22 protein-coding genes are annotated in these 25,860 nt (G+C 70.0%); 14 read left to right on the forward strand and 8 right to left on the reverse strand.

Features of this window, described 5'->3' with window-relative positions:
* Positions 1–78 precede the first annotated feature (78 nt).
* Positions 79–954, reverse strand: coding sequence for an alpha/beta hydrolase (locus tag ACWD4J_RS21220; protein ID WP_451396945.1), 876 nt, complete (start codon positions 952–954; stop codon positions 79–81).
* Between the two features lie 278 nt (positions 955–1,232).
* Here ACWD4J_RS21220 and ACWD4J_RS21225 point away from each other — a divergent pair, with 278 nt between their 5' ends.
* Together ACWD4J_RS21225 and ACWD4J_RS21230 are read left to right on the forward strand one after the other, a co-directional pair.
* On the forward strand, positions 1,233–2,030 hold the full coding sequence (locus ACWD4J_RS21225) for a winged helix-turn-helix transcriptional regulator (RefSeq protein WP_451396946.1): 798 nt from the start codon (positions 1,233–1,235) through the stop codon (positions 2,028–2,030).
* 23 nt (positions 2,031–2,053) lie between these two features.
* Positions 2,054–3,076: a LacI family DNA-binding transcriptional regulator gene (locus ACWD4J_RS21230; protein WP_451396947.1), complete on the forward strand. Its 1,023-nt coding sequence runs from the start codon at positions 2,054–2,056 to the stop codon at positions 3,074–3,076.
* Positions 3,077–3,195: 119 nt separating this feature from the next.
* Here the strand turns inward: ACWD4J_RS21230 and ACWD4J_RS21235 are convergent, their stop codons facing one another.
* From ACWD4J_RS21235 to ACWD4J_RS21250, 4 genes are all read right to left on the reverse strand, one after another.
* The gene (locus ACWD4J_RS21235; RefSeq protein ID WP_451396948.1) at positions 3,196–4,680 is read right to left on the reverse strand and encodes a sensor histidine kinase; all 1,485 of its coding nucleotides are present in this window, start codon (positions 4,678–4,680) and stop codon (positions 3,196–3,198) included.
* A complete protein-coding gene (locus ACWD4J_RS21240) occupies positions 4,677–5,402 on the reverse strand; it encodes a response regulator transcription factor (RefSeq protein ID WP_451396949.1) in 726 nt (241 codons plus the stop codon). Before ACWD4J_RS21240 ends, ACWD4J_RS21235 begins: the two co-directional genes overlap by 4 nt.
* 169 nt (positions 5,403–5,571) lie before the next feature.
* Positions 5,572–5,808, reverse strand: a complete 237-nt coding sequence (locus tag ACWD4J_RS21245) for a hypothetical protein (protein ID WP_451396950.1) — start codon at positions 5,806–5,808, stop codon at positions 5,572–5,574.
* Between the two features lie 30 nt (positions 5,809–5,838).
* Positions 5,839–7,077: a S1C family serine protease gene (locus ACWD4J_RS21250; RefSeq protein ID WP_451396951.1), complete on the reverse strand. Its 1,239-nt coding sequence runs from the start codon at positions 7,075–7,077 to the stop codon at positions 5,839–5,841.
* Positions 7,078–7,406: 329 nt separating this feature from the next.
* Between ACWD4J_RS21250 and ACWD4J_RS21255 the strand changes: the two genes are divergently transcribed.
* Positions 7,407–9,218 carry a trypsin-like serine protease gene (locus ACWD4J_RS21255; RefSeq protein ID WP_451396952.1) on the forward strand — a complete coding sequence of 604 codons (1,812 nt, stop codon included), beginning with the start codon at positions 7,407–7,409 and terminating at the stop codon, positions 9,216–9,218.
* A 91-nt stretch (positions 9,219–9,309) separates the two neighbouring features.
* On the opposite strand, the gene ACWD4J_RS21260 is transcribed toward ACWD4J_RS21255, so the two are convergent.
* The 3 genes from ACWD4J_RS21260 to ACWD4J_RS21270 all read right to left on the reverse strand — a co-directional run bounded on the left by ACWD4J_RS21260 (position 9,310) and on the right by ACWD4J_RS21270 (position 13,432).
* Positions 9,310–11,091 (reverse strand): ABC transporter ATP-binding protein, encoded by a 1,782-nt coding sequence (locus ACWD4J_RS21260; protein ID WP_451396953.1) that lies wholly within the window; start codon positions 11,089–11,091, stop codon positions 9,310–9,312.
* A 67-nt stretch (positions 11,092–11,158) separates the two neighbouring features.
* On the reverse strand, positions 11,159–11,305 hold the full coding sequence (locus ACWD4J_RS21265; RefSeq protein WP_451396954.1) for a hypothetical protein: 147 nt from the start codon (positions 11,303–11,305) through the stop codon (positions 11,159–11,161).
* A gap of 333 nt (positions 11,306–11,638) precedes the next feature.
* Positions 11,639–13,432 carry a bifunctional metallophosphatase/5'-nucleotidase gene (locus tag ACWD4J_RS21270; RefSeq protein WP_451396955.1) on the reverse strand — a complete coding sequence of 598 codons (1,794 nt, stop codon included), beginning with the start codon at positions 13,430–13,432 and terminating at the stop codon, positions 11,639–11,641.
* 248 nt (positions 13,433–13,680) lie between these two features.
* Between ACWD4J_RS21270 and mshD the strand changes: the two genes are divergently transcribed.
* The 11 genes from mshD (at position 13,681) to pstB (ending at position 25,839) form a co-directional block, all read left to right on the forward strand.
* Complete coding sequence (gene mshD / locus ACWD4J_RS21275) at positions 13,681–14,610, forward strand: mycothiol synthase (protein WP_451396956.1); 930 nt, start codon at positions 13,681–13,683, stop codon at positions 14,608–14,610.
* 140 nt (positions 14,611–14,750) lie between these two features.
* Complete coding sequence (locus ACWD4J_RS21280) at positions 14,751–15,158, forward strand: GntR family transcriptional regulator (protein ID WP_451396957.1); 408 nt, start codon at positions 14,751–14,753, stop codon at positions 15,156–15,158.
* Positions 15,159–15,174: 16 nt separating this feature from the next.
* Positions 15,175–16,113 carry an ABC transporter ATP-binding protein gene (locus ACWD4J_RS21285; protein ID WP_451396958.1) on the forward strand — a complete coding sequence of 313 codons (939 nt, stop codon included), beginning with the start codon at positions 15,175–15,177 and terminating at the stop codon, positions 16,111–16,113.
* Positions 16,110–17,099 carry an ABC transporter permease gene (locus ACWD4J_RS21290; protein ID WP_451396959.1) on the forward strand — a complete coding sequence of 330 codons (990 nt, stop codon included), beginning with the start codon at positions 16,110–16,112 and terminating at the stop codon, positions 17,097–17,099. Before ACWD4J_RS21285 ends, ACWD4J_RS21290 begins: the two co-directional genes overlap by 4 nt.
* A gap of 263 nt (positions 17,100–17,362) precedes the next feature.
* Positions 17,363–19,606 carry an RNA degradosome polyphosphate kinase gene (locus ACWD4J_RS21295; protein ID WP_451396960.1) on the forward strand — a complete coding sequence of 748 codons (2,244 nt, stop codon included), beginning with the start codon at positions 17,363–17,365 and terminating at the stop codon, positions 19,604–19,606.
* Positions 19,584–20,816 carry a CHAD domain-containing protein gene (locus tag ACWD4J_RS21300; protein WP_451396961.1) on the forward strand — a complete coding sequence of 411 codons (1,233 nt, stop codon included), beginning with the start codon at positions 19,584–19,586 and terminating at the stop codon, positions 20,814–20,816. The genes ACWD4J_RS21295 and ACWD4J_RS21300 overlap by 23 nt, the downstream gene beginning before the upstream one ends.
* Positions 20,813–21,226: an NUDIX hydrolase gene (locus ACWD4J_RS21305; protein ID WP_451396962.1), complete on the forward strand. Its 414-nt coding sequence runs from the start codon at positions 20,813–20,815 to the stop codon at positions 21,224–21,226. Before ACWD4J_RS21300 ends, ACWD4J_RS21305 begins: the two co-directional genes overlap by 4 nt.
* A 476-nt stretch (positions 21,227–21,702) precedes the next feature.
* Positions 21,703–22,836: a phosphate ABC transporter substrate-binding protein PstS gene (pstS, locus tag ACWD4J_RS21310; protein ID WP_451396963.1), complete on the forward strand. Its 1,134-nt coding sequence runs from the start codon at positions 21,703–21,705 to the stop codon at positions 22,834–22,836.
* 96 nt (positions 22,837–22,932) lie between these two features.
* Positions 22,933–23,940, forward strand: a complete 1,008-nt coding sequence (pstC, locus tag ACWD4J_RS21315) for a phosphate ABC transporter permease subunit PstC (RefSeq protein ID WP_451396964.1) — start codon at positions 22,933–22,935, stop codon at positions 23,938–23,940.
* Positions 23,937–25,001 (forward strand): phosphate ABC transporter permease PstA, encoded by a 1,065-nt coding sequence (gene pstA / locus ACWD4J_RS21320; protein ID WP_451396965.1) that lies wholly within the window; start codon positions 23,937–23,939, stop codon positions 24,999–25,001. Before pstC ends, pstA begins: the two co-directional genes overlap by 4 nt.
* A gap of 61 nt (positions 25,002–25,062) precedes the next feature.
* Positions 25,063–25,839 (forward strand): phosphate ABC transporter ATP-binding protein PstB, encoded by a 777-nt coding sequence (gene pstB / locus ACWD4J_RS21325; protein ID WP_451396966.1) that lies wholly within the window; start codon positions 25,063–25,065, stop codon positions 25,837–25,839.
* Positions 25,840–25,860 lie beyond the last annotated feature (21 nt).

The following is a 25,860-nucleotide window of genomic DNA, read 5'->3' on the forward strand; positions in this document are numbered from 1 at the left end:
GGGTCGGCCATGTGGGTTGCCTGTGAATCAGTGGATGCACAGACAGATCACAGGGACTGGGTCACGAGGATGGAGAGGTCACGCTTCTGCGGGCCGCAGCGCGGCCGTCGTCCAGTCCCCGATCCGCGCCAGCAGCGCCTCGTCCGCGGCGTGCTCCGCATGGCCCATGCCGGGTTCCAGCCACAGCTCGGCCGCACCGCCGGCCGCCTCCGCGAGGGAGCGCGGATGATCCAGCGGGAAGTACCCGTCACGGTCGCCGTGGACGATCAGCAGCGGCGCGGGGGCGATCAGCGGGACCGCCTCGACCGGTGAGAGCGGGATCGGGTCCCAGTCCCGGTGGTGGATCCGCGTACGCAGGCCGAGCCGGCCGACGGCACGTCCCATCCGCCGGGTGACCAGCCAGTGCACCCGCCGCATGGGGGCGGTGCCCCGGTAGTACCAGCGCGCCGGGGCGCTCACCGCGACCACGGCGTCCGTACGAGCGTCAGCCGTACGAGCGTCATCACCGGCACCGGCAGCAGCGCCCGCACCCGCCTCGTCCCCGTACAGCGCAGCATGGCGCAGCACCACCGAGCCGCCCATCGAGAAGCCCACCGTCGCGATGCGTGTGTGCCCCAGCTCGCGGGCCCACCGCACGGCGGCCGCCAGGTCGAGCACCTCGCGGTCGCCGACGGTGGAGCGTCCGCCGGAGGCCCCGTGGCCGCGGAAGGAGAACGTGACGACGGCCGCGTGCCGGCCGAGGACACCGGCGACCCGGCGTACATGGGGCCGCTCCAGATCACCGGTGAAACCGTGGGCGACCACGATCGCGAGTTCCTGGAACGCGCCGGACCCCGGCTCGTAAAGAGCGTCGATGACCACCCCGTCGTCCGTGTGGAGCAGTCTGCGCTGCGTCCGTCCCGTGATCGGGTGCACAGAAGATCGCCGGACTTGACCTGCCGTAACGGAGCGCATGTGGGCTATTCTGCTGGACAGAGGATCCGGGCAGCGACGCCCCCGGGTCCTCTTGCGCTTTCAGACGTGTCGTATACGAAGCCGTATACGACCTGGCCACGATCCTGTGGCCGCCTGCAAGCGCAGCGGTTTCCCAGGGACGCGGGGACCCGCACAGTACGAAGAAGTACGAAGCAGTGCCGCGCGTAATACGTCCTCGCAGGGACCGAGGAGGGAACCGACGTAATGGGCGAGCTGACCGTGCACGACGTAACGACGACCCAGGCAGGTGGGGCGCGATGAGTTCTCTTCTGCTCCTGACGAACGCCCTCCAGCCTTCGACGGAGGTGCTCCCCGCTCTCGGCCTGCTCCTGCACAACGTGCGAGTGGCCCCGGCGGAGGGACCCGCTCTCGTCGACACCCCCGGTGCCGACGTCATCCTCATCGACGGCCGCCGCGACCTGCCGCAGGTGCGCAGCCTGTGCCAGCTGCTGCGGTCCACCGGGCCCGGCTGTCCGCTGATCCTGGTCGTGACGGAGGGCGGTCTCGCGGCCGTCACCGCCGACTGGGGCATCGACGACGTGCTGCTCGACACCGCCGGTCCGGCCGAGGTCGAGGCGCGGCTGCGGCTGGCCATGGGCCGCCAGCAGATCACCGCGGACGACAGCCCGATGGAGATCCGCAACGGCGACCTGTCGGTGGACGAGGCGACGTACAGCGCGAAGCTGAAGGGCCGGGTCCTGGACCTGACCTTCAAGGAGTTCGAGCTGCTGAAGTACCTCGCGCAGCACCCGGGCCGCGTCTTCACGCGCGCCCAGCTGCTGCAGGAGGTCTGGGGCTACGACTACTTCGGCGGTACGCGCACGGTCGACGTGCACGTCCGGCGGCTGCGGGCCAAGCTCGGCCCGGAGCACGAGTCGCTGATCGGAACCGTCCGGAACGTCGGTTACCGGTTCGTCACTCCGGAGAAGGCCGAGCGCGGCGCCGACGCCGCGGCCAAGGCTCCGGTGGCGCCGGCGGAGGACGAGGCCGCCGACCTGGCGCCCGTTCTCGAGGCCGATCCGGAGGAAGCGGTCGTACGACCTGCCCAGAGGTAGGTCCATCCGCGTAGACTCCGCGCGTGGCCAAGGTAACCAGGGATGACGTGGCACGGCTGGCGGGCACGTCCACAGCCGTCGTGAGCTATGTCATCAACAACGGACCCCGGCCGGTCGCCCCGGCCACGCGCGAGCGCGTTCTCGCCGCGATCAAGGAGCTGGGCTACCGGCCCGACCGGGTGGCGCAGGCGATGGCCTCGCGCCGCACGGACCTCATAGGCATGATCATTCCGGATGCCCGTCAGCCCTTCTTCGGGGAGATGGCGCACGCGGTCGAGCAGGCCGCCGCCGAGCGCGGAAAGATGGTGCTCGTCGGCAACTCCGACTACGTGCCGGAGCGCGAGGTCCACTATCTGCGTGCCTTCCTCGGCATGCGGGTCTCCGGACTGATCCTGGTCAGCCACGCGCTGAACGACCTTGCGGCCGCCGAGATCGAGGCATGGGACGCCCGCGTCGTGCTGCTGCACGAACGGCCCGAGGCGATCGACGACGTCGCGGTCGTCACGGACGACGTGGGCGGCGCGCAGCTGGCCACCCGCCACCTGCTGGAGCACGGCTACGAGTACGTCGCGTGTCTGGGCGGTACGGCGGAGACGCCTTCGGTCGGTGACCCGGTCTCCGACCACGTCGAGGGGTGGCGGCGTGCGATGCAGGAGGCGGGGCGGTCGACCGAGGGCCGTCTGTTCGAAGCGCCGTACAACCGCTATGACGCCTATCGGATAGCGCTGAACCTGCTGGCCGGTCCCGATCGGCCGCCCGCCATCTTCTGTTCCACGGACGACCAGGCCATCGGCGTGCTGCGGGCCGCGCGTGAGCTGCGCATCGACGTTCCGGGGGAGCTGGCCGTGGCCGGGTTCGACGATGTCAAGGAAGCGGCGTTGACTGATCCGCCGCTCACCACCGTTGCGTCGGATCGGCCGGCTATGGCTCGGGCCGCGGTTGATCTTGTGCTGGACGACAGTCTGCGGGTCGCGGGGTCGCGACGCGAGCGGTTGAAGTTGTTTCCGTCGCGGTTGGTGGTGCGGCGGTCCTGCGGGTGCGCCTGATCAGGGCCTTTCTTTCCCCTACCCCGCCCCTTCCCGAAACCGGGGGCTCCGCCCCCGGACCCCCTGATCGGGGGCTCCGCCCCCTCGTCCTCAAACGCCGGACGGGCTGAAATGGGGCCTCAGACACCGGACGGGCTGAGGTCAGGGGTGAAGTCCGTTGTCGGAGGTGGGGTCGGGGCGCCCGGTAGCCGTATCGTCGCCACCGTTCCGCCGCCCGCGGCCGGGCTGAGCGTCACCTCGCCGCCGGACTGCTGCACCGTACGGGCCACGATCGACAGGCCGAGGCCGGAGCCGGGCAGTGCGCGGGCGGACGGGGAGCGCCAGAAGCGGTCGAAGACGTGCGGGAGCTCCTCGTCGGAGATGCCGGGGCCGTGGTCGCGCACCGTCAGTACGCCCTTGTCGAGCGCGACGTCGATGCTGGCGCCGGACGGGCTGAACTTCACGGCGTTGTCCAGGATGTTCACGATGGCCCGCTCCAGGGCCGCCGGCTCGGAGCGCACGTACCACGGCTTGAGATCGGCCGTGATCGTCAGCTCGGGACCGCGCAGGCGGGCGCGGTCCAGGGCCGTCTCCGCGATGTCGTGCATCGCGACGACCTCGGCCTTGTCCCCCTGCTGACCCGCGTCCGAACGCGACAGCTCCTGCAGGTCGCCGATCAGCGAGGCCAGCTCCGTCATCTGCGCCGTCACGGACGCGAGCAGCGCTTTGCGGTGCTCCGGCGGGATGGCCCGGCCGGTCTCCTCGCTGCGGACGAGCAGCTCGATGTTGGTGCGCAGGGAGGTCAGGGGCGTACGCAACTCGTGGCCCGCGTCCGCGATCAGCTGCTGCTGCAGGTCCCGTGAGGACGCCAGCGCGGACGTCATCGAGTTGAAGGAGCGGGACAGACGCGCGATCTCGTCCTCGCCCTCGGCCGGGATACGGACGGTGAGGTCCTCGGTGCGGGCCACGTGCTCGACGGCTTCGGTGAGGGTGTCGACCGGGCGCAGGCCGGCCCGTGCCACCGCCAGTCCCGCGGCGCCGGCGCCGATGACGCCGATGCCCGAGACCAGGAGGAGGACGAGTGCGAGGTCGTTGAGGGTCTTCTCGGTGTCCTGCAGGGGCAGGGCGACGAGGAGGGCATGGTTCTCGACCACCGACCGCCCGCCTGGGCCGTTGTCGGCCATCAGGGGCAGGGTCAGCACCCGCACGGAGTTGCCGTCGCTGTCGGTGCCGTCGCGGAACATCCCCACGCCGGGATTCGTGCCCTTCGCCACGTCCGTGTCGATGTCGACGACCTTCACCTTGCCCGCGGAGTACGGGAAGACACACAGGCTGCCGTCGGACTTGACCACCTGCATGTAGTAGGTGGACGGCTGGGGGCCGAAATCGTTCTGCTGGGGCGTGGACTCACTGCAGTCGGTCAGGACCTCGCCGAGGAGTGCGGCCCGAACCGGGCCGTTCGCCGACTCCAGGTCGTCGTCGACCGCGTCCAGCAGCTTTCCTTGCACGATGAACCAGCAGGTCACCGACACGGCCGCCACCGCGAACGCCACCGCGGCGGCGACCAGCAGCGCCAGCCGCGAGCGCAGTGGCAGGGATCGGTATCGCTTGAGTACTCGTTTCACTCGGCGCCGCCCGACCGCAGGACGTACCCGACGCCGCGCACCGTGTGCACGAGGCGCGGCTCGCCGCCGGCCTCGGTCTTGCGGCGCAGGTACATGACGTAGACGTCGAGGGAGTTCGACGAGGGCTCGAAGTCGAAGCCCCAGACGGCCTTGAGGATCTGCTCTCGGGTGAGGACCTGGCGCGGGTGCGCGAGGAACATCTCGAGGAGCGTGAACTCGGTGCGGGTGAGTTCGACGGTCCGCCCGCCGCGGGTGACCTCGCGCGTGGCGAGGTCCATCCGCAGATCGGCGAAGGTGAGCGCGTCCTCCTCCTGGGCGCCGATCGCCGTGGCCGCGTACGAGCTGCGGCGCAGCAGGGCCCGGATACGGGCGAACAGCTCGTCCAGTTCGAACGGCTTGACGAGGTAGTCGTCGGCGCCCGCGTCGAGGCCGGTGACGCGGTCGCCGACCGTGTCGCGGGCGGTCAGCATCAGGATGGGCGTCGTCGTGCCCGCGCCGCGCATCCGGCGGGCCGCGGTGAGGCCGTCCATACGCGGCATCTGGATGTCGAGTACGACGAGGTCGGGCCGGTAGGCGGTGGCCTTCTCCAGGGCGTCCGCGCCGTCGACGGCGACCTCGGTGTCGTATCCCTCGAAGACGAGGCTCCGCTGGAGGGCCTCCCGCACGGCGGGCTCATCGTCGACGATCAGAATGCGCAGCGGTTCGCCTTCGGCGGGGCTCATCGGGTTTCATCCTCGGGGTGCGTCGTCTTGGGGACAGATAACAGCGTCGCACGGCATGCGGGGCGGGTACGCCTCTGCCGGGTCGGGGGCGTGTACGCGCTGACGGCGCGGGCCGCCGTCTTCGGCTACGCCCACGCCGTACAAGGCCCCACCCGCATCGGGCCCCGGTTCAGCACATCGCCGGGGTGAGGCGCCGCAGCGGCACCTTGCGGCGGTGGGGGCGCGCAGTGCTGGTGCGCAGGCCCATCAGCTGCGGCTGCGGGATCGCCAGCTCGGGCGCGCGGGGCAGCGGTGCCGGGGCCTCGTAGGTCTGAGGAGCGTGGAGTTCGTACGCCACGGCCAGGGCCAGGGCGAACCCGGCGGGGGCGACGGGGGTGGTCACCTGGTGCACAACCTGCTTGATCATGTCGTACTCCTTACCGGTGGTGGTGCACGCTCAGCTGGTGGAGCCGGAGCGCAGCTTGTCAAGGTCGGACTTGACGGTGTTGATCGGGATGGCGAAGCCCAGGCCCACGCTGCCCGCGCTGGACGAGCTGCTCGACGAGGTCGGCGAGTACATGGCGGAGTTGATGCCGATGATGTTGCCGTTCATGTCGATCAGCGCGCCGCCCGAGTTGCCGGGGTTGAGCGAGGCGTCGGTCTGCAGGGCCTTGTAGGTGGTCGTGGAGGAGCCGGTGTCGCCGTTGAACTGCTGGCCGCCGAACTCGAAGGGCCAGCCGCTGCCGCCGCCGGGCTGCTGCTCCTGCTGTCCCTGGCTCTCGTCCGTGGAGACGGTGACGTCCCGGTTGAGCGCGGAGATGATGCCGCTGGTCACGGTGCCGGTCAGGCCCTCGGGGGAGCCGATGGCGACGACCTCGTCGCCGACCTGGACGCCGGAGGAGTTGCCGAGCGTCGCGGTCTTCAGGCCGGAGGCGCCCTCCAGCTTGATCAGGGCGAGGTCCTTCGAACTGTCGGTGCCGACGACCTTCGCGGTGTACTCCTTGCCGTTGCTGGTCGTGGCCTTGATCGTCGAGGCGCCGGAGATGACGTGGTTGTTGGTGACGATCTCGCCGCTGCTGGTGATGATCACGCCGGAGCCGGTGGACTCCCCGGAGTTCGAGGTGGCGCTGATCTCGACGATGGTCGGGCTGACCGCCTCCGCGACACCGGCAACGGTGCCCTTCTTGCTGGCGGCGACCACGCTCGTGCCGGCGCTGACCGTCGTGGTGTCCTTGCCGGTCAGCTCCTGGAAGGCGTACGCGGTGGCGCCGCCCACGGCCGCGGCCGCTATGGCGACGGCGGCGAGCAGGCCCAGCGGGCCCTTAGCGCGGCGCCGGGGCGCCGGGGCCGGCTCGGCAGCGGCGGCGAAGACGTGACCGCCGCCGGACCCGATGCCGTCATGACCGCCGTCGCCGCCCTGACCGGAGCCCGGCCACACCGTGGTGCCCGGCGCGACGGCCACCGGCTGCACGGGCTCGTACGCGGGCGGGGGCGGCCACTCGGCCGCCGCCGGGGCGGCCTGGTACGCGGCCTGCTGCCCGGCGTTCTGCCCGTAGGGGTGCCCGGCACCCGGGTGGGGCACCGTCTGCTCGAACCGCTGCGTGGCGTCGTCGGAAGCGTGCTGCTGCTCGGGGTACGCGGACTGCTGGCTGTCGCCCTGGGGGTACTCGCCGTCGCGGCGGATGCTCTCGGTCATGGTTCAGAGCTTTCCCGTGCCGCATGAGAGCTCCCTGAGTGCTCCCTGAGAAGCCCGACAGAAGTGCGTATGCCCGATATAAGGCCGGGCGGGGTCTGGATCGGCCGCTCCGAAAACGCGGGGTTGCGGGGCGGGTGAAGTTACGGAAGCGGTGGACGAACACTTGGCTATGCCCTGTGAAGCCGGTGTGCAGAGGGGTTGGGGAGACCTACGATCACCGGGCCGGAGGGGGCTCCGCGGCTTCGCCTGTGAGGTATGTGCCAGGAGGGGTGTCTGCGTCGTATGCCCTGCTCGGGCTCACGATCACAGCACACCCCCAGGAGAACTGAGTGATACGTGCCCTGCGCGGCCGTGGCAAACGCCCCCTCAAGGCGGCGTCCGCGGCAGTTCTCGCACTGGCGCTGGCCGGCGCCGGTGCCGTCGCGGCAGAGTCCGCTTCAGCGGCCGGCGAGCCGCACCACCTGCCCAAGGCGGCCCTGTCCCACACCGCGTCCCCCAAGCGGACCGCCTCCGACAAGCAGCTCCGCAGCCGGATCGTCAAGGCCGCCAAGAAGGTGGCGGCCTCCGACGGCCAGACCTCGTCCGCGGAGCCGACCCCGACCGCCGAGCCGACCCCGACGACGGAGTCCGGCAAGACTCAGAGTCCGTTCATAATCGGCGGCACCGAGACCACCATCTCCACCGCCCCGTGGATGGTCCAGCTCGGCTACTACGACTCCACGACCGACGAGGGCTACTTCTGCGGCGGCACCCTCGTCGCCCCGAACAAGGTCCTCACTGCGGCGCACTGCGTGGCGGGCCTCGACTGGAAGACCAACGGCTCCGTCCTCGCGGGCACCGCCGACCTGGACGACACCACCACCGGCACCGTCGCGGGCGTGGTGAACCAGTGGAGCCACCCCCGCTTCAGCGAGTCGACCCTGCAGAACGACATCGCGGTCCTCACCCTGGACCGCCCGCTGGAGCAGGCCTGGCTGCGCCTGGCCGCCTCCAACGACAGCGCGCTGTACACCCCGGGAACCACCGGGACCGTCTACGGCTGGGGCGTGACCTCCGGCGCGGACGGCGCCGAGCTGTCGACGAAGCTCCGCAAGGCCAGCCTGCCGCTGGTCGCCGACTCGACGTGCAACAGCGCGATGCAGTCGGTCCTGGGCAGCGACCAGTTCGCCGAGGGCTCGATGATCTGCGCGGGCACCCCGGCGAGCGGCACCGACGAGGGCACCACGAGCCCGTGCAACGGCGACTCCGGCGGCCCGCTCGTGGTCGGCGGCAAGATCGTGGGCGTGGTGTCCTGGGGCGTCGCGGGCTGCACGGCCCAGGGCGCGTACCCGGTGTTCACCAAGGTCAGCGCGTACACGTGGGCGGCCCAGCCGCGCATCGACGACGCCGACCAGTCGTACGACGGCCGGGCGGACCTGCTGGCCCGTACGCCGTCGGGCAACCTGTTCGAACAGGACAGCAAGGGCACCTCGCTCGCCCAGCGGAAGTACCTCAGCAACGGCTGGGAGGGCATCAGCTGGGGCATCCAGGCCGACCTGGACCGCGACTGGTACCAGGACCTGATCGTCCGGGACAAGGGCGACGGCAAGCTGTACCGCAGCTACCTGGACCACAGCATCCAGGACTTTGCCTGGATGCAGATCAGCTCGGTCTGGGGCGGCTACAAGTCCTACGCGATCCCCGGCGACATGACCGGTGACGCGTGGCCCGACATGGTCACTGTGGACGCCGACGGCTCGGCCTACCTGTACCCGGGCAAGGGCAACGGCCAGTTCGGCGCGAAGATCAAGGTCGTCAGCGGGGCCTGGAAGGGCTTCAAGGTCCTCGGCCGCGGCGACCTGTCCGGTGACGGCAAGCCCGACCTGCTGGTCCGCGACACCTCGAACACCCTGTGGCTCTACAAGGGCACGGGCAAGGCCTCGGCTCCCTGGTCGCCCCGCATCAAGGCGCGCACGGGCTGGAACTTCACCGCGCTCGTCTCCAACGGCGACATGACCGGCGACGGCATCTCCGACGTCCTGGCCAGGTCGTCCGACGGCACGCTGTGGCTCTACCCGGGCACGGACAAGGCCTCGACGGACCTGTTCGCGTCGCGCATCAAGCTGGGCACGGGCTTCAACCAGTACGACCTGCTGTTCTGACACAGCCTGCTGTTCCGCTGTTCTGACGCGGCGGCGAGGGGGCCCGGCACCTTTCACAAGGTGCCGGGCCCCCTCTTTTATGCGCTGCTCCTTATGCACTGCGCAGCCGGGCGTACGCCCCGCCCCGCGCGAGCAGCTCCCCGTGCGTGCCGCTCTCCACGAGCCGGCCGCCGTCCACGACGAGGATGCGGTCCGCGTCCGGCGCCAGCGAGAGATCGTGCGTGATCATGATGGTCGTACGGCCCGCCATCAGCCTGCGCAGCGGCTGCACCACGCGGCGGGCGGCGAGCGCGTCGAGTCCGGCCGTGGGCTCGTCGAGTACGAGGACGGGGGCGCCGCGCAGCATGGCGCGGGCGATCGCGATGCGCTGCAGCTGGCCGCCGGAGAGGGCGGTGGTGCCCGGCGCGATCGGGGTGTCGTAGCCCTCGGGCAGGGCGGTGATGAAGTCGTGGGCGGCCGCGTCCTCGGCTGCCTGCCAGATCTCGTACTCGCTCGCGCCGGGCCGGCCGCAGGCGATGTTCTCGCGGACGGTGCCGTGCAGGATCAGCGTCTCCTGCGGCAGCAGGGCGACGTTCTCGCGCAGGAAATCCAGAGGTACGCCGGTGAGCGGCACGCCGTCGAGGCGTACGGTCCCTGCCGAGGGGTCGTAGAAGCGCAGCATCAGCTTGGAGAGCGTGGACTTGCCCGCCCCGCTGGGGCCCGTGACCACGACGAGTTCGCCGGGTTCGGCGGTCAGCGACACATCGGTCAGCGAGTCCGCGGGGGCGTCCGGGTAGCGGAAGGAGACGCCGTCGAAGCTGATGCGGCCGTGCACGGGCCAGCTCGGCACGGGTGAGACGGGGTCGGTCACGGCGGGCTTCGCGTCCAGGATCTCCTGGATACGTTCCGCTCCGGCCGTGGCGGCGGTGAGGGTGAGGCCGAGCTGCCCGAGGTTGCGGATCGGCGGGTAGAGGTAGCCGATGAAGGCCGCGAAGGCCAGCAGGTCGCCCAGCGTCATCCGGCCCGCGGAGATCTCCCAGGCGCCGAACCCGATGACGGCCAGTACGCACAGCGTCTCGACGACCTCGACGAACTGCTCGTACAGCTCGCTCGCGCGGGCACCGCGCACGGAGGCGCGCATCCAGGCCCGCGCCTCCCGGTCGAGCCGGCGCTCCTCTTCGTGGCGCCGGTTGTACGCCTGGGTCAGGACCACGTTGCCGAGGGACTCCTCGACGACCGAGGTGATGGCGCCGTCGGCGGTCCGCTCGTCGCGGGCCGCCGACCTGATCCGCTCGGAGAAGCGGCGGGCGGCGAGCAGGAAGAGGGGGGCGAGCAGGAAGGTGACGAGGGCGAGGTCCCAGCGCAGCCAGAGGGCCGCGACCGCGTAGAAGAGAGCGGAGAACAGCGCGGACGCGGTGCCGACCACGCCCGAGACCACCATCTGCTCGATGGCCTCGACATCGCCCGTGAGCCGCTCGACGAGATCACCGCGGCGGTGCTTCTGGAAGAAGTGCGGCGGCAGTCCCTGCACATGGCGGAACACACCGGCACGCAGCCGCAGGACGAATCTCTCCGCGGTCCACACGGCCAGCGAGTTCCCGGCATATCCGACGGCGGCGCCGAGCACGGCGACACCGAGCCACTGCCCGGCGGGCGACCAGAAGGCGGAGAGCGAACCGGCGTTCAGCGCATGGTCCGTGAGATTCGCGAAAATCAGGATCGCTGCCGTCTCGGCGAGCGCGGCGACCACGACACACAGAACAATGGCGACCAGCCATCTGCGGTCGCCGCGCGTCAACGGCCAGAATCGCCGGAACACCTGAAGGGCATTCGCCTCACCCTTACGCTCGCTCAACTCCCCAACTCCCTTTCTCCGGCCGGTGACACAGGGCATGGAACACGGCCGAGGCGGGCCCCCGGCTTACCGCGGGGGGCCCGCCTCGATGGCACCGATCGGGTGCTCAGCAGTCCTTGCCGGCCTTGTTGCCGACCGGACGCCGGCGGGGCTTCGGCTGCGGCGCGGGCTTGTGCGCGGCGGCCGGCTTCACAGCGGGCTTCGCGGCGGGCTTGCGGGCCGGCTTGACGGGGGCGATCTTGTGGAAGCTCATGGGGTTGTCCCTTCTCCGTGCTGCTTTTCCGTTTGCCGTAAGCCCTGTTCGGCTTCGACACGGAAGACATTACGCGCCCTCCGGATCCGAAAAGACCAAATCCGATGAGACCTCCATTAGTTGCCGCTGAGTTCTGTTCTCATACATTTTCAGGAACCGGACGGGCACTCACACAGAATTTATCCGCGATTTCCAGGCCACGTTTTCTTTTGATTTTCACACAGAACTTACGCACATTTAGGCGCCGCCCCAGCGCAAGAAAAGGGGCGGCCGACGGAGACCCTCGGGTCCCGTCGGCCGCCCCGCAGCGGTCGTCAGTGCGTAGTCAGTGCCTCACTTGACGATCGTGATCCGGTCGGCGGCCGGCACCGGATACGGCGTCGCGGCCGAGGACTTCGCCGTCAGATACGACTCGAAGGCCGCCAGGTCGTCGCCGCCGATGAGCATGTTCGCGCCCTTGCCGAGCTCGGCGAAGCCGTCGCCGCCGCCCGCGAGGAAGGAGTTCATCGCGACGCGGTAGGTGGCGGCCGGGTCGATCGCGGCGCCGTTCAGCTTCACCGAGTCGGTCACGACCCGCGCGGCGCCCGACTTGGTCAGATCGAGGGTGTACGTAAGACCGGCCGAGGCCTGGAGGATCTTCGGCGAGGCCTCGTTCGTACCGCTGACCTGCTGCTGCAGTGCGGTGATCACCTGGGCGCCGGTGAGGTCCACCAGGTTGACGGTGTTGGAGAACGGCTGGACGGTGTACGCCTCGCCGTAGGTCACCACGCCGTCGCCCTCGCTGCCGCTCGCCGCATACGTGAGCGGGGCGCGGATTCCGCCGGGGTTCATCAGCGCCAGGTCGGCCTCGGGGTCGAGGGACTTGGCGTACGCGAGCTGTGCGTCGGCGATCAGGTCGCCGAGCGGGGACTCGGTGCCGGTGTTGCCGATCTCGCCCGCGATATAGCCGATGGGCCGCTTGGCCACGGGGTCGGCGAGCGCCTTCCAGCGGTTGATCAGGTCCGTCATGTCCGCGGCCTTGGCGACGTCACGGGTCACGACGTGGTTCGCGGACTTCACGGCCGTACGCACGATGTCGCCGGTCCCGCGGTCGTACGTCAGCGTGGTGTCCGTGTAGAGCCGGCCGAACGAGGAGGCCGAGGTGACCATGCGGGGGTTGCCCGCCGGGTCGTCGATGGTGCACGCGTACGCCTGGTGGGTGTGGCCGGTGACCAGCGCGTCCACCTGCGGCGTGACGTTCTTCGCGATGTCGACGATCGGGCCGGAGATGCCGTCGCCGGGGCCGGGACTGTCGCAGTCGTAGTTGTACGCCGCCGATGCGGGCGTGCCGCCCTCGTGGATCAGCGCGACGATCGACTTCACGCCCTGCTTCTGCAGCACCTTGGCGTACTTGTTGATCGTCTCGACCTCGTCACCGAACTTCAGGCCCTTGACGCCCGCGGCGGAGACGATGTTCGGGGTGCCCTCCAGGGTCACGCCGATGAAGCCGATCTTGACGCCGTCCTTCTTCCACACCCAGTAGGGCTTGAGGATCGGCTTGCCGGTCTTCTCGTCCGTCACGTTCGCGGCGAGGTAGGGGAAGTTGGCGCCCTCGAACTCCTCGCTGTCGTTGTAGCAGCCGTCCTCGGGGTGGCAGCCGCCGTTCTGCAGACGGGCCAGTTCCTTGGCGCCCTCGTCGAACTCGTGGTTGCCGACCGAGGTGACGTCGAGGTCGAGGCCGTTGAGCGCCTCGATGGTCGGCTCGTCGTGGAAGAGTCCGGAGATCAGCGGCGAGGCGCCGACCATGTCGCCGGCGGCGGCCGTGATCGAGTACGGGTGTCCCTTGCGGGCCTCGCGCAGATGGGTGGCGAGGTACTCGACGCCGCCCGCGTCGATGGTCTTGGTGGTGCCGTCCTCGTTCAGGTGCGTGACCCGCCCCGAGGAGCCTGCCGGGGGCTCCAGATTGCCGTGCAGGTCGTTGAAGGACAGCAGTTGCACGTCCTGGTAGCGGCCGGTCTTGGCGGCGCCGTCGTGGTTCTCCTCCGCGTTCGCGGGCATCGCGGCGATCAGTGCCCCGGTGGTCGAAAGCACCGCCGCGGCGACGAGTACCCGGCGGGCGGCCCTCTTCTTCTGGGGTCTAGCGGACATGTGTCCCCTTGTTGGCTCAGTTGGCTCGGCTGGAGCAGCCGGCTCGGCGTGAAGGGTGTGGCGAGTGTGTGCCGCAGCCTAGAGTCAACGCGCGTAGCGCAACAGGGGGTTGAGGGTTACGGACTGGTTTCCGAAGCCACTCCCCTGCCCGGCATCGGCGCCCGCCGCCCACGGGGTGCCGGGCAACGGCCGGAACACCCCGCCGGGAACCGTTTGCCCGCCGTCGGGACCGCCGTACTCTCGTATCCATGACCAGCGACGACGCCCTTCCGCCCGCCTTCCTCCGCCGCATCGAGACGCACAGCGCGCTCACCCCGGACCAGGCAGAGGCCGTGCTCGAGCTGATCGCGGAGGCCGCCCGCGCCGACGGGCAGCAGGCGGTGTCCGAGCAGGGCCGGCTGCAGCTCCGCGGCGGGCCCCGCGAGGGCGTACGGCATCTTCTGCTGCTCCTCGAGGACGAGCTCGCCGGATACGCCCAGCTCGAGGACACCGACCCCGTCGAGGCACCGGCCGCCGAGCTGGTGGTCCATCCGGCGCACCGCGGCCACGGGCACGGTCGCGCCCTCGGCACCGCACTGCTCGCCGAGTCCGGCAAGCGGCTGCGCATCTGGGCGCACGGCGGGCACTCCGCCGCCCGGCACCTCTCGCAGGTCCTCGGCCTGACCCTCTTCCGCGAACTGCGTCAGATGCGGCGTCCGTTGTCGGACCTCCGCCTCCCCGAGCCGGTGCTGCCGGAGGGCGTCCGGGTGCGTACGTTCATCCCCGGCGAGGACGACGCCGCCTGGCTCGCCGTGAACGCCGCCGCCTTCGCCCACCACCCCGAACAGGGCTCCCTCACCCAGCGCGACCTCGACGACCGCATGGCCGAACCCTGGTTCGACCCGGAGGGCTTCTTCCTCGCGGAGCGGGAGGACGGCGAACTGATCGGCTTCCACTGGACGAAGGTCCACGCGGAGGAGCAGCTGGGCGAGGTGTACGTACTCGGCGTCGCCCCCGAGACCCAGGGCACCGGCCTCGGCCGCGCCCTGACCACCATCGGCCTGAACCACCTCGCCGCCTCCGGCCTGCCGACCGCGATGCTCTACGTCGACGCGGACAACAAGGCGGCCCTGCGCGTGTACGAGCGCCTGGGCTTCGTGACGCACGAGGCGGACCTGATGTACCGCACGGAGCTGTAACGGGGTGGTGGCGGGGCGCCCCTGACGGGACATCACCCGCCACATCACCCGTCACTGCTGACACACAACTCGGATCTTGACGCCACGGGCTCATTACGCCACCCTTTCACTACTCAATTAGTGAAAGGGTGGTTGTACGAGTGGTCGAGTATCGCATCGACCGGCGCAGCGGCGTCGCCACCTATCTGCAGATCGTCCAGCAGACGAAACAGGCCCTGCGTCTGGGCCTGTTGGAGCCCGGCGACCAGCTCCCCACGGCCCGCGAGGTCGTGGAGGCCACGGCCATCAACCCGAACACCGTGCTGAAGGCCTACCGCGAGCTGGAGCGCGAAGGACTGGTCGAGGCCCGCCGCGGCCTCGGCACCTTCGTACGCCGCTCGCTGGGCGCCGCGGCCGCCGGCTCGCCGCTGCGGTCCGAGCTCGCCGCCTGGGCGGCCCGGGCGCGCGCGGACGGGCTGGACCGGGACGACGTGGCGGCGCTCTTCGCCTCCGTTCTGGAGGAGCAGTTCGCCGAAAAGATCAACGACATCGAGGGGGACACGGCATGAACGAGGGGGACACGGCATGACGGACAGCGCCATCGAGGCGGCCGCACTGGGCAAACGGTTCGCGGGGCCGTCACGGGGCGGCGGCTGGGCACTGCGCGACTGCACCTTCCGGCTGCCGGCCGGCCGTATCTGCGCGGTCGTCGGCCCCAACGGGGCGGGAAAGTCGACGCTGCTCGCCCACGCGGCCGGCCTGCTCGAACCCACCGAGGGCACCCTCACCGTGCTCGGCTCCCACCCGTCCGCGGTCCGTGAGCGCATCGCGTACGTCGCCCAGGACAAGCCGCTCTACCCGCAGCTCACGATCGCCGAGACGCTGCGGATGGGCCACGAACTCAACCCGGGGCACTGGGACTCCGCCCTCGCCGAGAAGATCGTGACCGACGGCGGCCTCGCCCCGGCGGCCCGGATCCGCAACCTGTCCGGCGGACAGCGCACCCGGGTCGCCCTCGCCCTGGCCCTCGGCAAACGGCCCGAACTCCTCCTGCTCGACGAGCCGATGGCCGACCTCGATCCCCTGGCGCGCCATCAGCTGATGGGGACCCTCCTGGCGGAGGCTGCCGAGCACGGCACGACGGTGGTGATGTCGTCGCACATCCTGGGCGAGCTCGCGCACGCCTGCGACTTCCTCCTCCTCGTCGGCGACGGCCGCATCCGCCTCGGCGGCCCCATCGACGACCTGGTCGCCGCCCACCGGCTGATCACCGGCCGGGGCCCGCTCACCGACGGGCTCGCCCCGCACACCGTCGTCGAGTCCCGCGCCACCGGCCGCGGCCTCACCGCCCTGATCCGCCCCGCGGGTCCGGTCGCCCCCGGCTGGGAAGCCACGGAGCCATCCCTGGAGGACATCTTGCTCGCGCATCTGCGGTCACCGGACGCACCGGCCCTGCTCACACAGGACGCGTCCGTCCCGTCGGTCGCTTCCGTCACGTCCCAGTCCTCGGCGGTGAACGCATGAGCGCATCGGCAACCCTGGGGCGCCCCTCGGGCGGGCGCCTGCGCGGCCTGTACTGGACGACCGTGCGCCTGCACCGCGCCATTCTGTGGACGGGGCTGGGCTTGGTGATCGCGGCGGCGGCCGTGGCGATCTTCCTGTGGGTCTCGGCGGAGCTGTTCGAGGAGCCGACGGACTGCGTCGGCGCCTGCACCGACACCTTCCTCGGGTTCTCGAGCGCCCGGGACCTCATGTGGATCACTGCCGATTACGCCGCCACAGTTCTCCTCTTCCTACCGCTCCTCATCGGCGCCGTCGTGGCCGGTCCGGTGATCGCCCGCGAACTGGAGAGCGGCACGCACCGGCTCGCCTGGACCCAGTCGGCGTCCCCGGCACGCTGGCTCGCCTCGAAGCTCACGGTGGCCGCCGTCGCGACGACCGCCCTGGTGCTCGCCCTGGTAGGGATCTACCAGTTCCTCAGGGCACCCTTCGCCGACGCTCACAACCTGCGCTGGGTGGACCGGGGCGTCTTCGAGGCGTACGGCCCCGTGCTCACCGCGTACTGCCTGCTGGCCGTCGCTATTGGGGCGCTCGTCGGCCTGCTGGTACGCCGCACGCTCCCGGCGATGGCGATCGCCGGAGTGGTCTCGCTGTCGGTGCCGATAGCCGTCGGCACGGTGCGGTGGGACGTGTTCCCGGTGCGCACGATCACAGGCACGAACACGAGTACCTACGCAGAGCGGTGGACAACCATCGGACCGGACTCTTTCCTTATGCAGTCCGGCTACGTCACCGCCTCCGGCAAGCGCCTCCCGTACGACGCCTGCTGGCAGCGCACTCACGACATGGAAAAGTGCCCCGCCGACCTCAACATCACCGGCTGGTACGTCGACTTCCACCCCCACTCCCACTTCTGGTGGGTCCAGTTCACCGAGACGGGGATCATGCTCGCCCTGGCCGCAGCCGCCGCCTGGGCAGCCTTCCGTCTGCTGCGCCGCAGCACCGTATGACGTAGGGTGCCGTCGCCCCCGGAAAGGGGCGTCGGCGCCTGGGCCCCCGGCACCGTAAGTCGCCCGGGGGCCTTCCGCCGCTATCCCGCACGTCATATCGCCGTAACCGACGATTCAGACGGGCTTGCGACGCTCGGTGAATGACGCCCGAGGTGCCCGACCCGCCCCCCAGCTCCCGGAACGGGAGACTTCGCCTCACCTCCCCGTTGGAGCCCGCACTTTCTGACGCGCCCGTAATGCCCTCGGCGCGGAAGAATGGTTCCATGAACCAGCCCGACACCAACGCAGAGGTCCAGCACGCGCAGCCCTCCGTGGGCTCCATCGCCGCGCACCGCCCGCACACGCTCGCGGCGGCCGTCTCCGAACTGGAGCCGGACATCGACTCGGTCGACGCGGACCTGGACGCGTATGAGCAAAAGGGATACGACGGCATCGCGCTGCCGGAGGGCCGGTTCCTGGACCGTGAACGCAGCTGGCTGGCGTTCAACGAACGCGTGCTTGAGCTCGCCGAGGACCCCCGCACACCGCTCCTCGAGCGCGCCAACTTCCTCGCGATCTTCGCCAGCAACCTGGACGAGTTCTTCATGGTCCGGGTCGCCGGCCTGAAGCGCCGTATCGCGACCGGTGTCGCCACCCGGTCCGCCTCCGGCCTGCAGCCGCGCGAGGTGCTGGAGATGATCTGGGCCCGCTCGCGCGAGCTCATGGCCCGGCACGCCGCCTGCTACCAGGAAGATGTCGCCCCCGCGCTGGCCGAGGAGGGCATCCACCTGGTCCGCTGGAGCGAGCTGACGGACAAGGAGCAGGCCCGCCTGTTCACGCTCTTCCGGCATCAGATCTTCCCGGTCCTTACGCCCCTGGCCGTGGACCCGGCGCACCCGTTCCCCTATATCTCGGGCCTGTCGCTCAACCTCGCGGTCGTGGTGCGCAACCCGGTCTCGGGCCACCGCCACTTCGCCCGCGTCAAGGTGCCGCCGCTGCTGTCCCGCTTCCTGGAGGCGTCGCCGAACCGGTACGTCCCGATCGAGGACGTCATCGCCGCGCACCTGGAGGAGCTGTTCCCGGGCATGGAGGTGCTGGAGCACCACATGTTCCGCCTCACCAGGAACGAGGACCTGGAGGTCGAGGAGGACGACGCCGAGAACCTGCTCCAGGCCCTGGAGAAAGAACTCATGCGGCGCCGCTTCGGCCCGCCCGTGCGCCTCGAGGTCGAGGAGTCGATCGACCGCTACGTCCTGGACCTGCTGGTACGCGAGTTGAAGATCAGCGAGGCCGAGGTGTACCCGCTGCCGGGCCCGCTGGACCTGACCGGCCTCTTCGGCATCGCCAAGCTCGACCGGCCCGAGCTGAAGTACCCGGCGTTCATTGCGGGCACCCACCGCGACCTCTCCGAGGTCGAATCCGCGTCGGCGCCCGACATCTTCGCGGCGCTGCGCGACCGGGACGTGCTGCTGCACCACCCGTACGACTCGTTCTCCACCTCCGTGCAGGCGTTCCTGGAGCAGGCCGCGGCCGACCCGGACGTCCTCGCGATCAAGCAGACCCTGTACCGCACCTCCGGCGACTCGCCGATCGTCGACGCGCTGATAGACGCGGCCGAGTCCGGCAAGCAGGTGCTGGTCCTCGTCGAGATCAAGGCCCGCTTCGACGAGCAGGCCAACATCAAGTGGGCCCGCAAGCTGGAGGAGGCGGGCTGCCATGTCGTGTACGGCCTGGTCGGCCTGAAGACCCACTGCAAGCTGTCGCTGGTGGTGCGCCAGGAGGGCGACACCCTCGTGCGCTACAGCCATGTCGGTACGGGCAACTACCACCCGAAGACCGCCCGGCTCTACGAGGACCTGGGGCTGCTCACCGCGGACCCGCAGGTCGGCGCAGACCTGTCGGACCTCTTCAACCGGCTGTCGGGCTACTCGCGCCGAGAAACGTATCGCCGCCTCCTCGTGGCCCCCAAGTCGCTGCGCGACGGCCTGGTCTCGCGGATCAACAAGGAGGCCCAGCACCACCGTGCCGGGCGCCCCGCCTACGTACGCATCAAGGTCAACTCGATGGTCGACGAAGCGGTCGTCGACGCCCTGTACCGCGCCTCGCAGGCGGGTGTGCCGGTGGACGTGTGGGTGCGCGGCATCTGCGCGGTGCGGCCCGGCGTCCCCGGCCTGTCCGAGAACATCCGCGTACGGTCCGTACTCGGCCGCTTCCTCGAGCACTCGCGCGTCTTCGCCTTCGGCAACGGCGGCGAGCCTGAGGTGTGGATCGGCAGCGCCGACATGATGCACCGCAACCTCGACCGCCGGATCGAGGCACTGGTCAGGGTCTCCGACCCGGCCCACAGGGCGGCCCTCAGCCGGCTGCTCGAAACCGGAATGTCCGACACCACGTCCTCCTGGCACCTGGGGCCCGACGGCGCCTGGACCCGGCACTCGACCGACGGCGACGGCCAGCCCCTGCGGAACGTCCAGGAGATGCTCATAGACGCCCGGAGGCGCCGGCGTGGCACAGCAGCAACACCATGAGCACGAGGCAGCCCTCGCAGGGGAGGTCCTTACGGCCTATCTGCAGGGTCAGGCAACGGAGTTCCTGCGCTCCCTGCGGCTGCACAGGGAGAGCGGGGGCTCCGGTGGAAGTTCGAACGGGGGTTCTAACGGGGGGTCCAAGGGGGGCTCTGGCGGAGGTTCCGGCGGTGCTTCCGGCGGAGCTGAGGAGACGGTCGACGCGGTGCGCGCCCTGCGCCGCTCGGCCCGCCGCATCAGCGGCACCCTGCACACGTTCCGCCCGCTGCTCGACGCCGACTGGTCCGACGCACTCCGCCCCGAACTGGCGTGGCTCTCGGGCACCCTGGCCCGCGAACACGCCTACGCCTCTCGCCTGAACCGCTTGCTGGGCGCACTGCAACGCTTGTCGGGCAAGCCGCCGGCGACTGCCCCGGTTGCCGTTGCCGCTTCCGCTGTGGGCAGCCGCGCCGCCGCTACCGCTGTGGGCAATCGTTCCGCTGGGGCGGAACGGGTGGGCACTGGGGGTACCTCCCAGGCCTTTAAGGCACTGGGGGAGGAACCCGACGACGTCGGCCTAGGAACCCCACCCCCAGGCTCCCCGGACCGCGGCACCCTGACCGTGGGCGCAGCCAAAGCTGGCGCCCTGTTGGAGCGCCAGCTGACCCTGGCCCGCACAAGGGCCCACTCGGCCGCGCTGGAAGCGCTCGGCTCCTCCCGCTTCCACGCGGTAGCGGACAGCGTCGCCGTACTGGCCAGCGAGGTCCCGCTGGCCCCCCAGGCGGCACGCACCAACGCCCTCAAACCGCTCGCCGCCGCCGCGGAGGACCGCCTGACCGAGGCGGTGAAGGCCCTGCCCCTGTACCGGGCAGGTCACCCCTACAACGCGGAGGCCCTGGTCCACGGCCTCGCGGCCGACCCGTCGCCGCAGCCGCAGGACGCCCCCTGGCACCAGGTCCGGCTGCTGCTGCGCCTGCACCGCTACGCACTCGAGGTGCTGCACGGCGAGGAGGGCGTCGACGTACGCCTCCTCGAGGCCGCACAGGCCCTGGAACAGCACCGGGACGCGGCGGAGGCGGCGGCTGCCGCGGCCTCGGCGGCCCGGACTCCCCGAATCGCCCCGGCGACGGCCTACGCGCTCGGGGTACTGCACGCAGATCAGCGACACGAGGTCGAGGCGGCCCGGTTCGCGTTCCAGCGGGTCTGGCTGCGGGAGGCGGTGAGCACCACGTGAACAACGATGTCGTACGGGCGGCGGGCTGCGTCCTGTGGCGGCGCTCCCTTGCCGACGGGGAACTGCAGATCTGCCTGGTGCACCGGCCGAAGTACGACGACTGGTCGCACCCGAAGGGCAAGCTGAAGCGCGGCGAGGGACTGGCGGCGTGCGCGGTGCGGGAGGTCGCGGAGGAGACGGGCTACGAGTGCGTCCTGGGCCCCCGCCTGTCCACCGTCCACTACATCGCAAAGGGCCGCCCCAAGCTGGTCACGTACTGGGCGGCGGAAGCGGGCAACGGCCACTTCACCCCCACCGAGGAAGTGGACCAACTCCTCTGGCTCCCCCCGGAAGAGGCGCGCCCCCACCTCACCCAGCCCCGCGACCGAGACCTGATAGACGACCTCCTCACGGCCCTACACCTCACGTAGCACCGCACTCCGCTTTACCGCTGTGCCGCTGTGCCGCTGTGCCGCTGTGCCGCTGTGCCGCTGTGGGCAATCGTTCCGCTGGGGCGGAACAGGTGGGCACAGCACCACGCCGCACAGCACCCCTCAAGCGCCGGTGACCACGCCCTCCCTAGGGGGCGCCCGAAAAACCCGGGCGCCCCAAAACCGCATAGGGCGCCGCCAGATCCCGTAAGCATTCCGTGACCTCACCGCACCGTCCACCGAGGTTCACCCCTCGTTCACTTACGCCCTTCGGCCACGTCACCTGTTCTGCCTAATTTCGGCCTTACCGGGTGCGTGCCGCTCAAGCGAGTGGCAACCCGGCCCGCATAGCTGAACAGGAGGCTGAGCAGCAGAGTCCGCTGCCCACCCCCACCGGGCCCCACCCCGGAGCAGCCGCACCACCCGATATCGCACGCCGCCCCGGCCGGGCGGCTCCTGGAAGGAAAACCCGAAAAGTGAAGCTTCAGCGCAAGACCCGGCGCGCCCTGTCCCTCGGTGCTGTCGCCGTTTCCGGCGCCCTGGCCCTCACGGCGTGCGGCTCCGACGACACGGGCAACACGAGTGGTGGCAGCGACACCAAGGCGACCGCCACGACCTCCAGCAGCATCAAGTGTGACGACGCCAAGGGCCAGCTGCTGGCCTCCGGCTCCTCCGCGCAGAAGAACGCGATCGACGCCTGGGTGAAGGCCTACACGGCCGCCTGCAAGGGCGTGCAGATCAACTACAACCCGACCGGTTCCGGTGCTGGTGTCACCGCGTTCCTGCAGGGCCAGACCGCGTTCGCCGGCTCCGACTCGCCGCTGAAGCCCGAGGAGATCACGGAGTCCAAGAAGGTCTGCTCGAACAGCCAGGCCATCGACATCCCGATGGTCGGCGGCCCGATCGCGGTCGGCTACAACGTGCCGGGCGTGGACAGCCTCGTCCTGGACGCCCCGACCCTCGCCAAGATCTTCAACAACAAGATCAAGACCTGGGACGACGCGGCCATCAAGAAGCTGAACCCCGACGCGAAGCTCCCCAGCACCAAGATCCAGGCGTTCCACCGCTCGGACGAGTCCGGCACCACGGACAACTTCACCAAGTACCTGAAGGCCGCTGCCCCCAGCGACTGGAAGTACTCGGGCGGCAAGGCCTGGCAGGCCAAGGGCGGCCAGTCCGCGCAGGGCTCCTCCGGCCTGGCCCAGCAGGTGACGCAGACCGAGGGCGCGATCTCCTACTTCGAGCTCTCCTACGCCGGCACCAGCATCAAGACGGTCGACATCAAGACCGAGGCCACCGAGCCGGTCAAGGCCACCGTCGACAACGCCTCCAAGGCGATCGCCGAGGCCAAGGTCGTCGGCGAGGGCAAGGACCTGGCGCTGCAGCTGAACTACAAGCCCACCGCCGAGGGCGCGTACCCGATCACCCTCGTCACGTACGAGATCGCCTGTGAGACGGGCAACAAGGCCGACACCCTGCCGGCCACCAAGTCCTTCCTCACCTACATCGCCAGCGAGGACGGCCAGGCGGTGCTGAAGGACAACAGCTACGCCCCGCTGCCCACCGAGATCGCCACCAAGGTCCGCGACACCGTCGCCGGCCTGAGCTGACGCAAGAGTGCGGGCGGACCACCCGGTCCGCCCGCACCGTCCGGTGCACCGCCGCCTGGAGCCGCCCGACAGCGGCCCCGCAGACCGGAGAACCCGATGGACATATCAACAAAGAACCCCACCGAAACCGCCGCGCCGGAACCTCCTTCCCCGGCCGCGCAGCTGCGCGCTTCGCGCGGCGCCACCCGCCTCGGTGACCGGATCTTCCTGGGCCTGTCCCGGGGCTCCGGCATCCTGCTGCTGGTGATCATGGCCGCCATCGCGGCCTTCCTCGCCTACCGCGCCTCGATCGCCATCTCCAAGGACGAGGGCAACTTCTTCACCACCTTCGAGTGGAACACCAGCCTCACCCCGCCGGTCTTCGGCATCGCGGTCCTCGCCTTCGGCACGATCGTCTCCTCGATCATCGCCATGGTGATCGCGGTCCCGCTCGCCGTCGGGATCGCGCTGTTCATCACGCACTACGCACCGCGCAAGCTCGGCGGCCCCATCGCGTACGTGATCGACCTGCTGGCCGCCGTGCCGTCCATCGTCTACGGCCTGTGGGGCGCCCTGGTCCTCGTACCGCACATGAGCGGCCTCTTCGGCTGGCTCGACCACTACCTCGGCTGGACCGGCGTCTTCTCGTGGCAGGACGGCCCACCCCGCTCGATGCTCACCGTCGGCATCCTGCTCGCGATCATGATCCTGCCGATCATCACCAACGTGAGCCGTGAGGTCTTCCGCCAGGTCCCGCAGATGCACGAGGAGGCCGCCCTGGCCCTCGGCGCCACGCGCTGGGAGGTCATCCGCATGTCGGTGCTGCCCTTCGGCCGCTCCGGCGTGATCTCCGCATCGATGCTGGGCCTCGGCCGCGCGCTCGGCGAGACGATGGCCGTGGCGACGGTCCTCTCGCCGACCTTCGAGATCAACGCCAGCCTGCTCGACGCGGGCGGCGGGACCTTCGCGCAGAACATCGCGAGCAAGTTCAACGAGGCCACCCCGCTGGGCCGGGACGCGCTGATCGCCTCCGGTCTCGTCCTGTTCGTCATCACCCTGCTGGTCAACGGCGCGGCGCGCATGATCATCAACCGCCGCAAGGAGTACTCGGGGGCCAACGCATGAGCACCGCACCCCTCACCCAGAAGCGCCCCAGCACGCTGCGCGGCGCCAGCCTTCCGAAGTGGTCCCCGTGGGCCATCGCCGTGGGTGCCGTGGCCGTCGCCGTGGCCATCGGTCTCGGCGCGGGCCTGGACAGCAAGGTCCAGTGGGGCCTGATCGCCGCGGTCCTCTTCGTCCTCGGTACGTACGGCATCGCCGCGCGCGTCGAGGGCCGCCGCCAGGCCAAGGACCGCGTCGCGACCAGCCTCGTCTGGGTCTGCTTCATCGCCGCCGTCGTCCCGCTGGTCTCCCTGCTCTGGGAGACCGTCAAGCGCGGTGTGAAGGTCTTCGACCTCTACTTCCTGACCCACTCCATGGGCGTGGTCGCCGACACCGAGCCCGGTGGCGGCATCTACCACGCGATCATCGGCACCCTGGAGCAGGTCGGCATCGCCACCCTGATCGCCGTGCCGATCGGTGTGCTCACCGCGATCTACCTTGTCGAGTACGGCCGCGGCAGTCTGGCCAAGGCCGTTACCTTCTTCGTCGACGTCATGACGGGTATCCCGTCGATCGTCGCGGGCCTGTTCATCCTCAGTTTCTGGATCCTGATCCTCAAGTTCGACTTCTCCGGCTTCGCCGGGTCGCTCGCGCTGTCGATCCTGATGATGCCGGTGGTGGTCCGCTCCACCGAGGAGATGCTCAAGCTCGTCCCGAACGAGCTGCGCGAGGCCTCCCTCGCGCTGGGCGTCCCGAAGTGGCGCACCATCCTCAAGGTCGTCCTGCCGACGTCGATCGGCGGCATCACGACCGGTGTGATGCTCGCTGTCGCGCGTATCACCGGTGAGACCGCCCCGGTGCTGCTCCTCGTCTGGGGCAGCAGCTTCATCAACAACAACCCCTTCGAAGGCGCTCAGGCCTCACTGCCGCTGTACATCTATCAGCAGTACGCGAACAGTGCCGGCAACCCCGCGGCGTTCGACCGCGCCTGGGCTGCGGCACTGGCCCTCATCGCCTTCGTCATGATCCTGAACCTGGTGGCCCGCGGCATCGCCCGCTGGAAGGCCCCGAAGACCGGTCGCTAAGGCGACATCATTCGGCTCCGCCGAGTGGGGCCACAGCGAACCGAAAGAAGAAGAGATCCACATGGCCAAGCGAATCGACGTATCGGGCCTCACCGCCTACTACGGCTCCCACAAGGCGATCGAGGACATCTCGATGACCGTGGAGCCCCGCTCCGTGACCGCCTTCATCGGCCCGTCCGGCTGCGGCAAGTCGACGTTCCTGCGCACCCTGAACCGTATGCACGAGGTCACCCCCGGCGGCCGCGTCGAGGGCAAGGTGCTCCTGGACGACGAGGACCTCTACGGCTCCTCGATCGACGCCGTCGCGGTGCGCCGCACGGTCGGCATGGTCTTCCAGCGCCCCAACCCCTTCCCCACGATGTCGATCTTCGACAACGTGGCGGCGGGCCTGCGCCTGAACGGCTCGTACAAGAAGAGCCAGCTCAACGACATCGTCGAGCGGTCCCTCAAGGGCGCGAACCTCTGGAACGAGGTCAAGGACCGCCTGAACAAGCCCGGCTCGGGCCTGTCCGGCGGTCAGCAGCAGCGCCTCTGCATCGCCCGCGCGATCGCGGTCGAGCCCGAGGTCCTGCTCATGGACGAGCCCTGCTCGGCCCTGGACCCGATCTCGACCCTCGCCATCGAGGACCTGATCGGCGAGCTGAAGGAGCGCTTCACGATCGTCATCGTGACGCACAACATGCAGCAGGCCGCCCGCGTCTCCGACCGCACCGCGTTCTTCAACCTCGCCGCGGTCGGCCAGCCCGGCCGGCTCATAGAGATCGACGACACGGAGCGCATCTTCTCCAACCCGTCCGTCCAGGCGACCGAGGACTACATCTCGGGCCGCTTCGGCTGATCCCACCGAACCCCTTGCGGT

Source organism: Streptomyces sp. NPDC002577, from assembly GCF_053594815.1.

Bases quoted from the DNA above. Each gene is read 5' to 3' on its own strand.
- ACWD4J_RS21270 (WP_451396955.1), bottom strand. From the start codon at position 13,432: ATGTCCGCTAGACCCCAGAAGAAGAGGGCCGCCCGCCGGGTACTCGTC.
- pstA (WP_451396965.1), top strand. From the start codon at position 23,937: ATGAGCACCGCACCCCTCACCCAGAAGCGCCCCAGCACGCTGCGCGGC.
- ACWD4J_RS21225 (WP_451396946.1), top strand. From the start codon at position 1,233: ATGAGTTCTCTTCTGCTCCTGACGAACGCCCTCCAGCCTTCGACGGAG.
- ACWD4J_RS21265 (WP_451396954.1), bottom strand. From the start codon at position 11,305: ATGAGCTTCCACAAGATCGCCCCCGTCAAGCCGGCCCGCAAGCCCGCC.
- ACWD4J_RS21240 (WP_451396949.1), bottom strand. From the start codon at position 5,402: ATGAGCCCCGCCGAAGGCGAACCGCTGCGCATTCTGATCGTCGACGAT.
- ACWD4J_RS21290 (WP_451396959.1), top strand. From the start codon at position 16,110: ATGAGCGCATCGGCAACCCTGGGGCGCCCCTCGGGCGGGCGCCTGCGC.
- ACWD4J_RS21220 (WP_451396945.1), bottom strand. From the start codon at position 954: ATGCGCTCCGTTACGGCAGGTCAAGTCCGGCGATCTTCTGTGCACCCG.
- ACWD4J_RS21245 (WP_451396950.1), bottom strand. From the start codon at position 5,808: ATGATCAAGCAGGTTGTGCACCAGGTGACCACCCCCGTCGCCCCCGCC.
- ACWD4J_RS21250 (WP_451396951.1), bottom strand. From the start codon at position 7,077: ATGACCGAGAGCATCCGCCGCGACGGCGAGTACCCCCAGGGCGACAGC.
- ACWD4J_RS21285 (WP_451396958.1), top strand. From the start codon at position 15,175: ATGACGGACAGCGCCATCGAGGCGGCCGCACTGGGCAAACGGTTCGCG.
- pstB (WP_451396966.1), top strand. From the start codon at position 25,063: ATGGCCAAGCGAATCGACGTATCGGGCCTCACCGCCTACTACGGCTCC.
- mshD (WP_451396956.1), top strand. From the start codon at position 13,681: ATGACCAGCGACGACGCCCTTCCGCCCGCCTTCCTCCGCCGCATCGAG.
- pstC (WP_451396964.1), top strand. From the start codon at position 22,933: ATGGACATATCAACAAAGAACCCCACCGAAACCGCCGCGCCGGAACCT.
- ACWD4J_RS21295 (WP_451396960.1), top strand. From the start codon at position 17,363: ATGAACCAGCCCGACACCAACGCAGAGGTCCAGCACGCGCAGCCCTCC.
- ACWD4J_RS21260 (WP_451396953.1), bottom strand. From the start codon at position 11,091: ATGCCCTGTGTCACCGGCCGGAGAAAGGGAGTTGGGGAGTTGAGCGAG.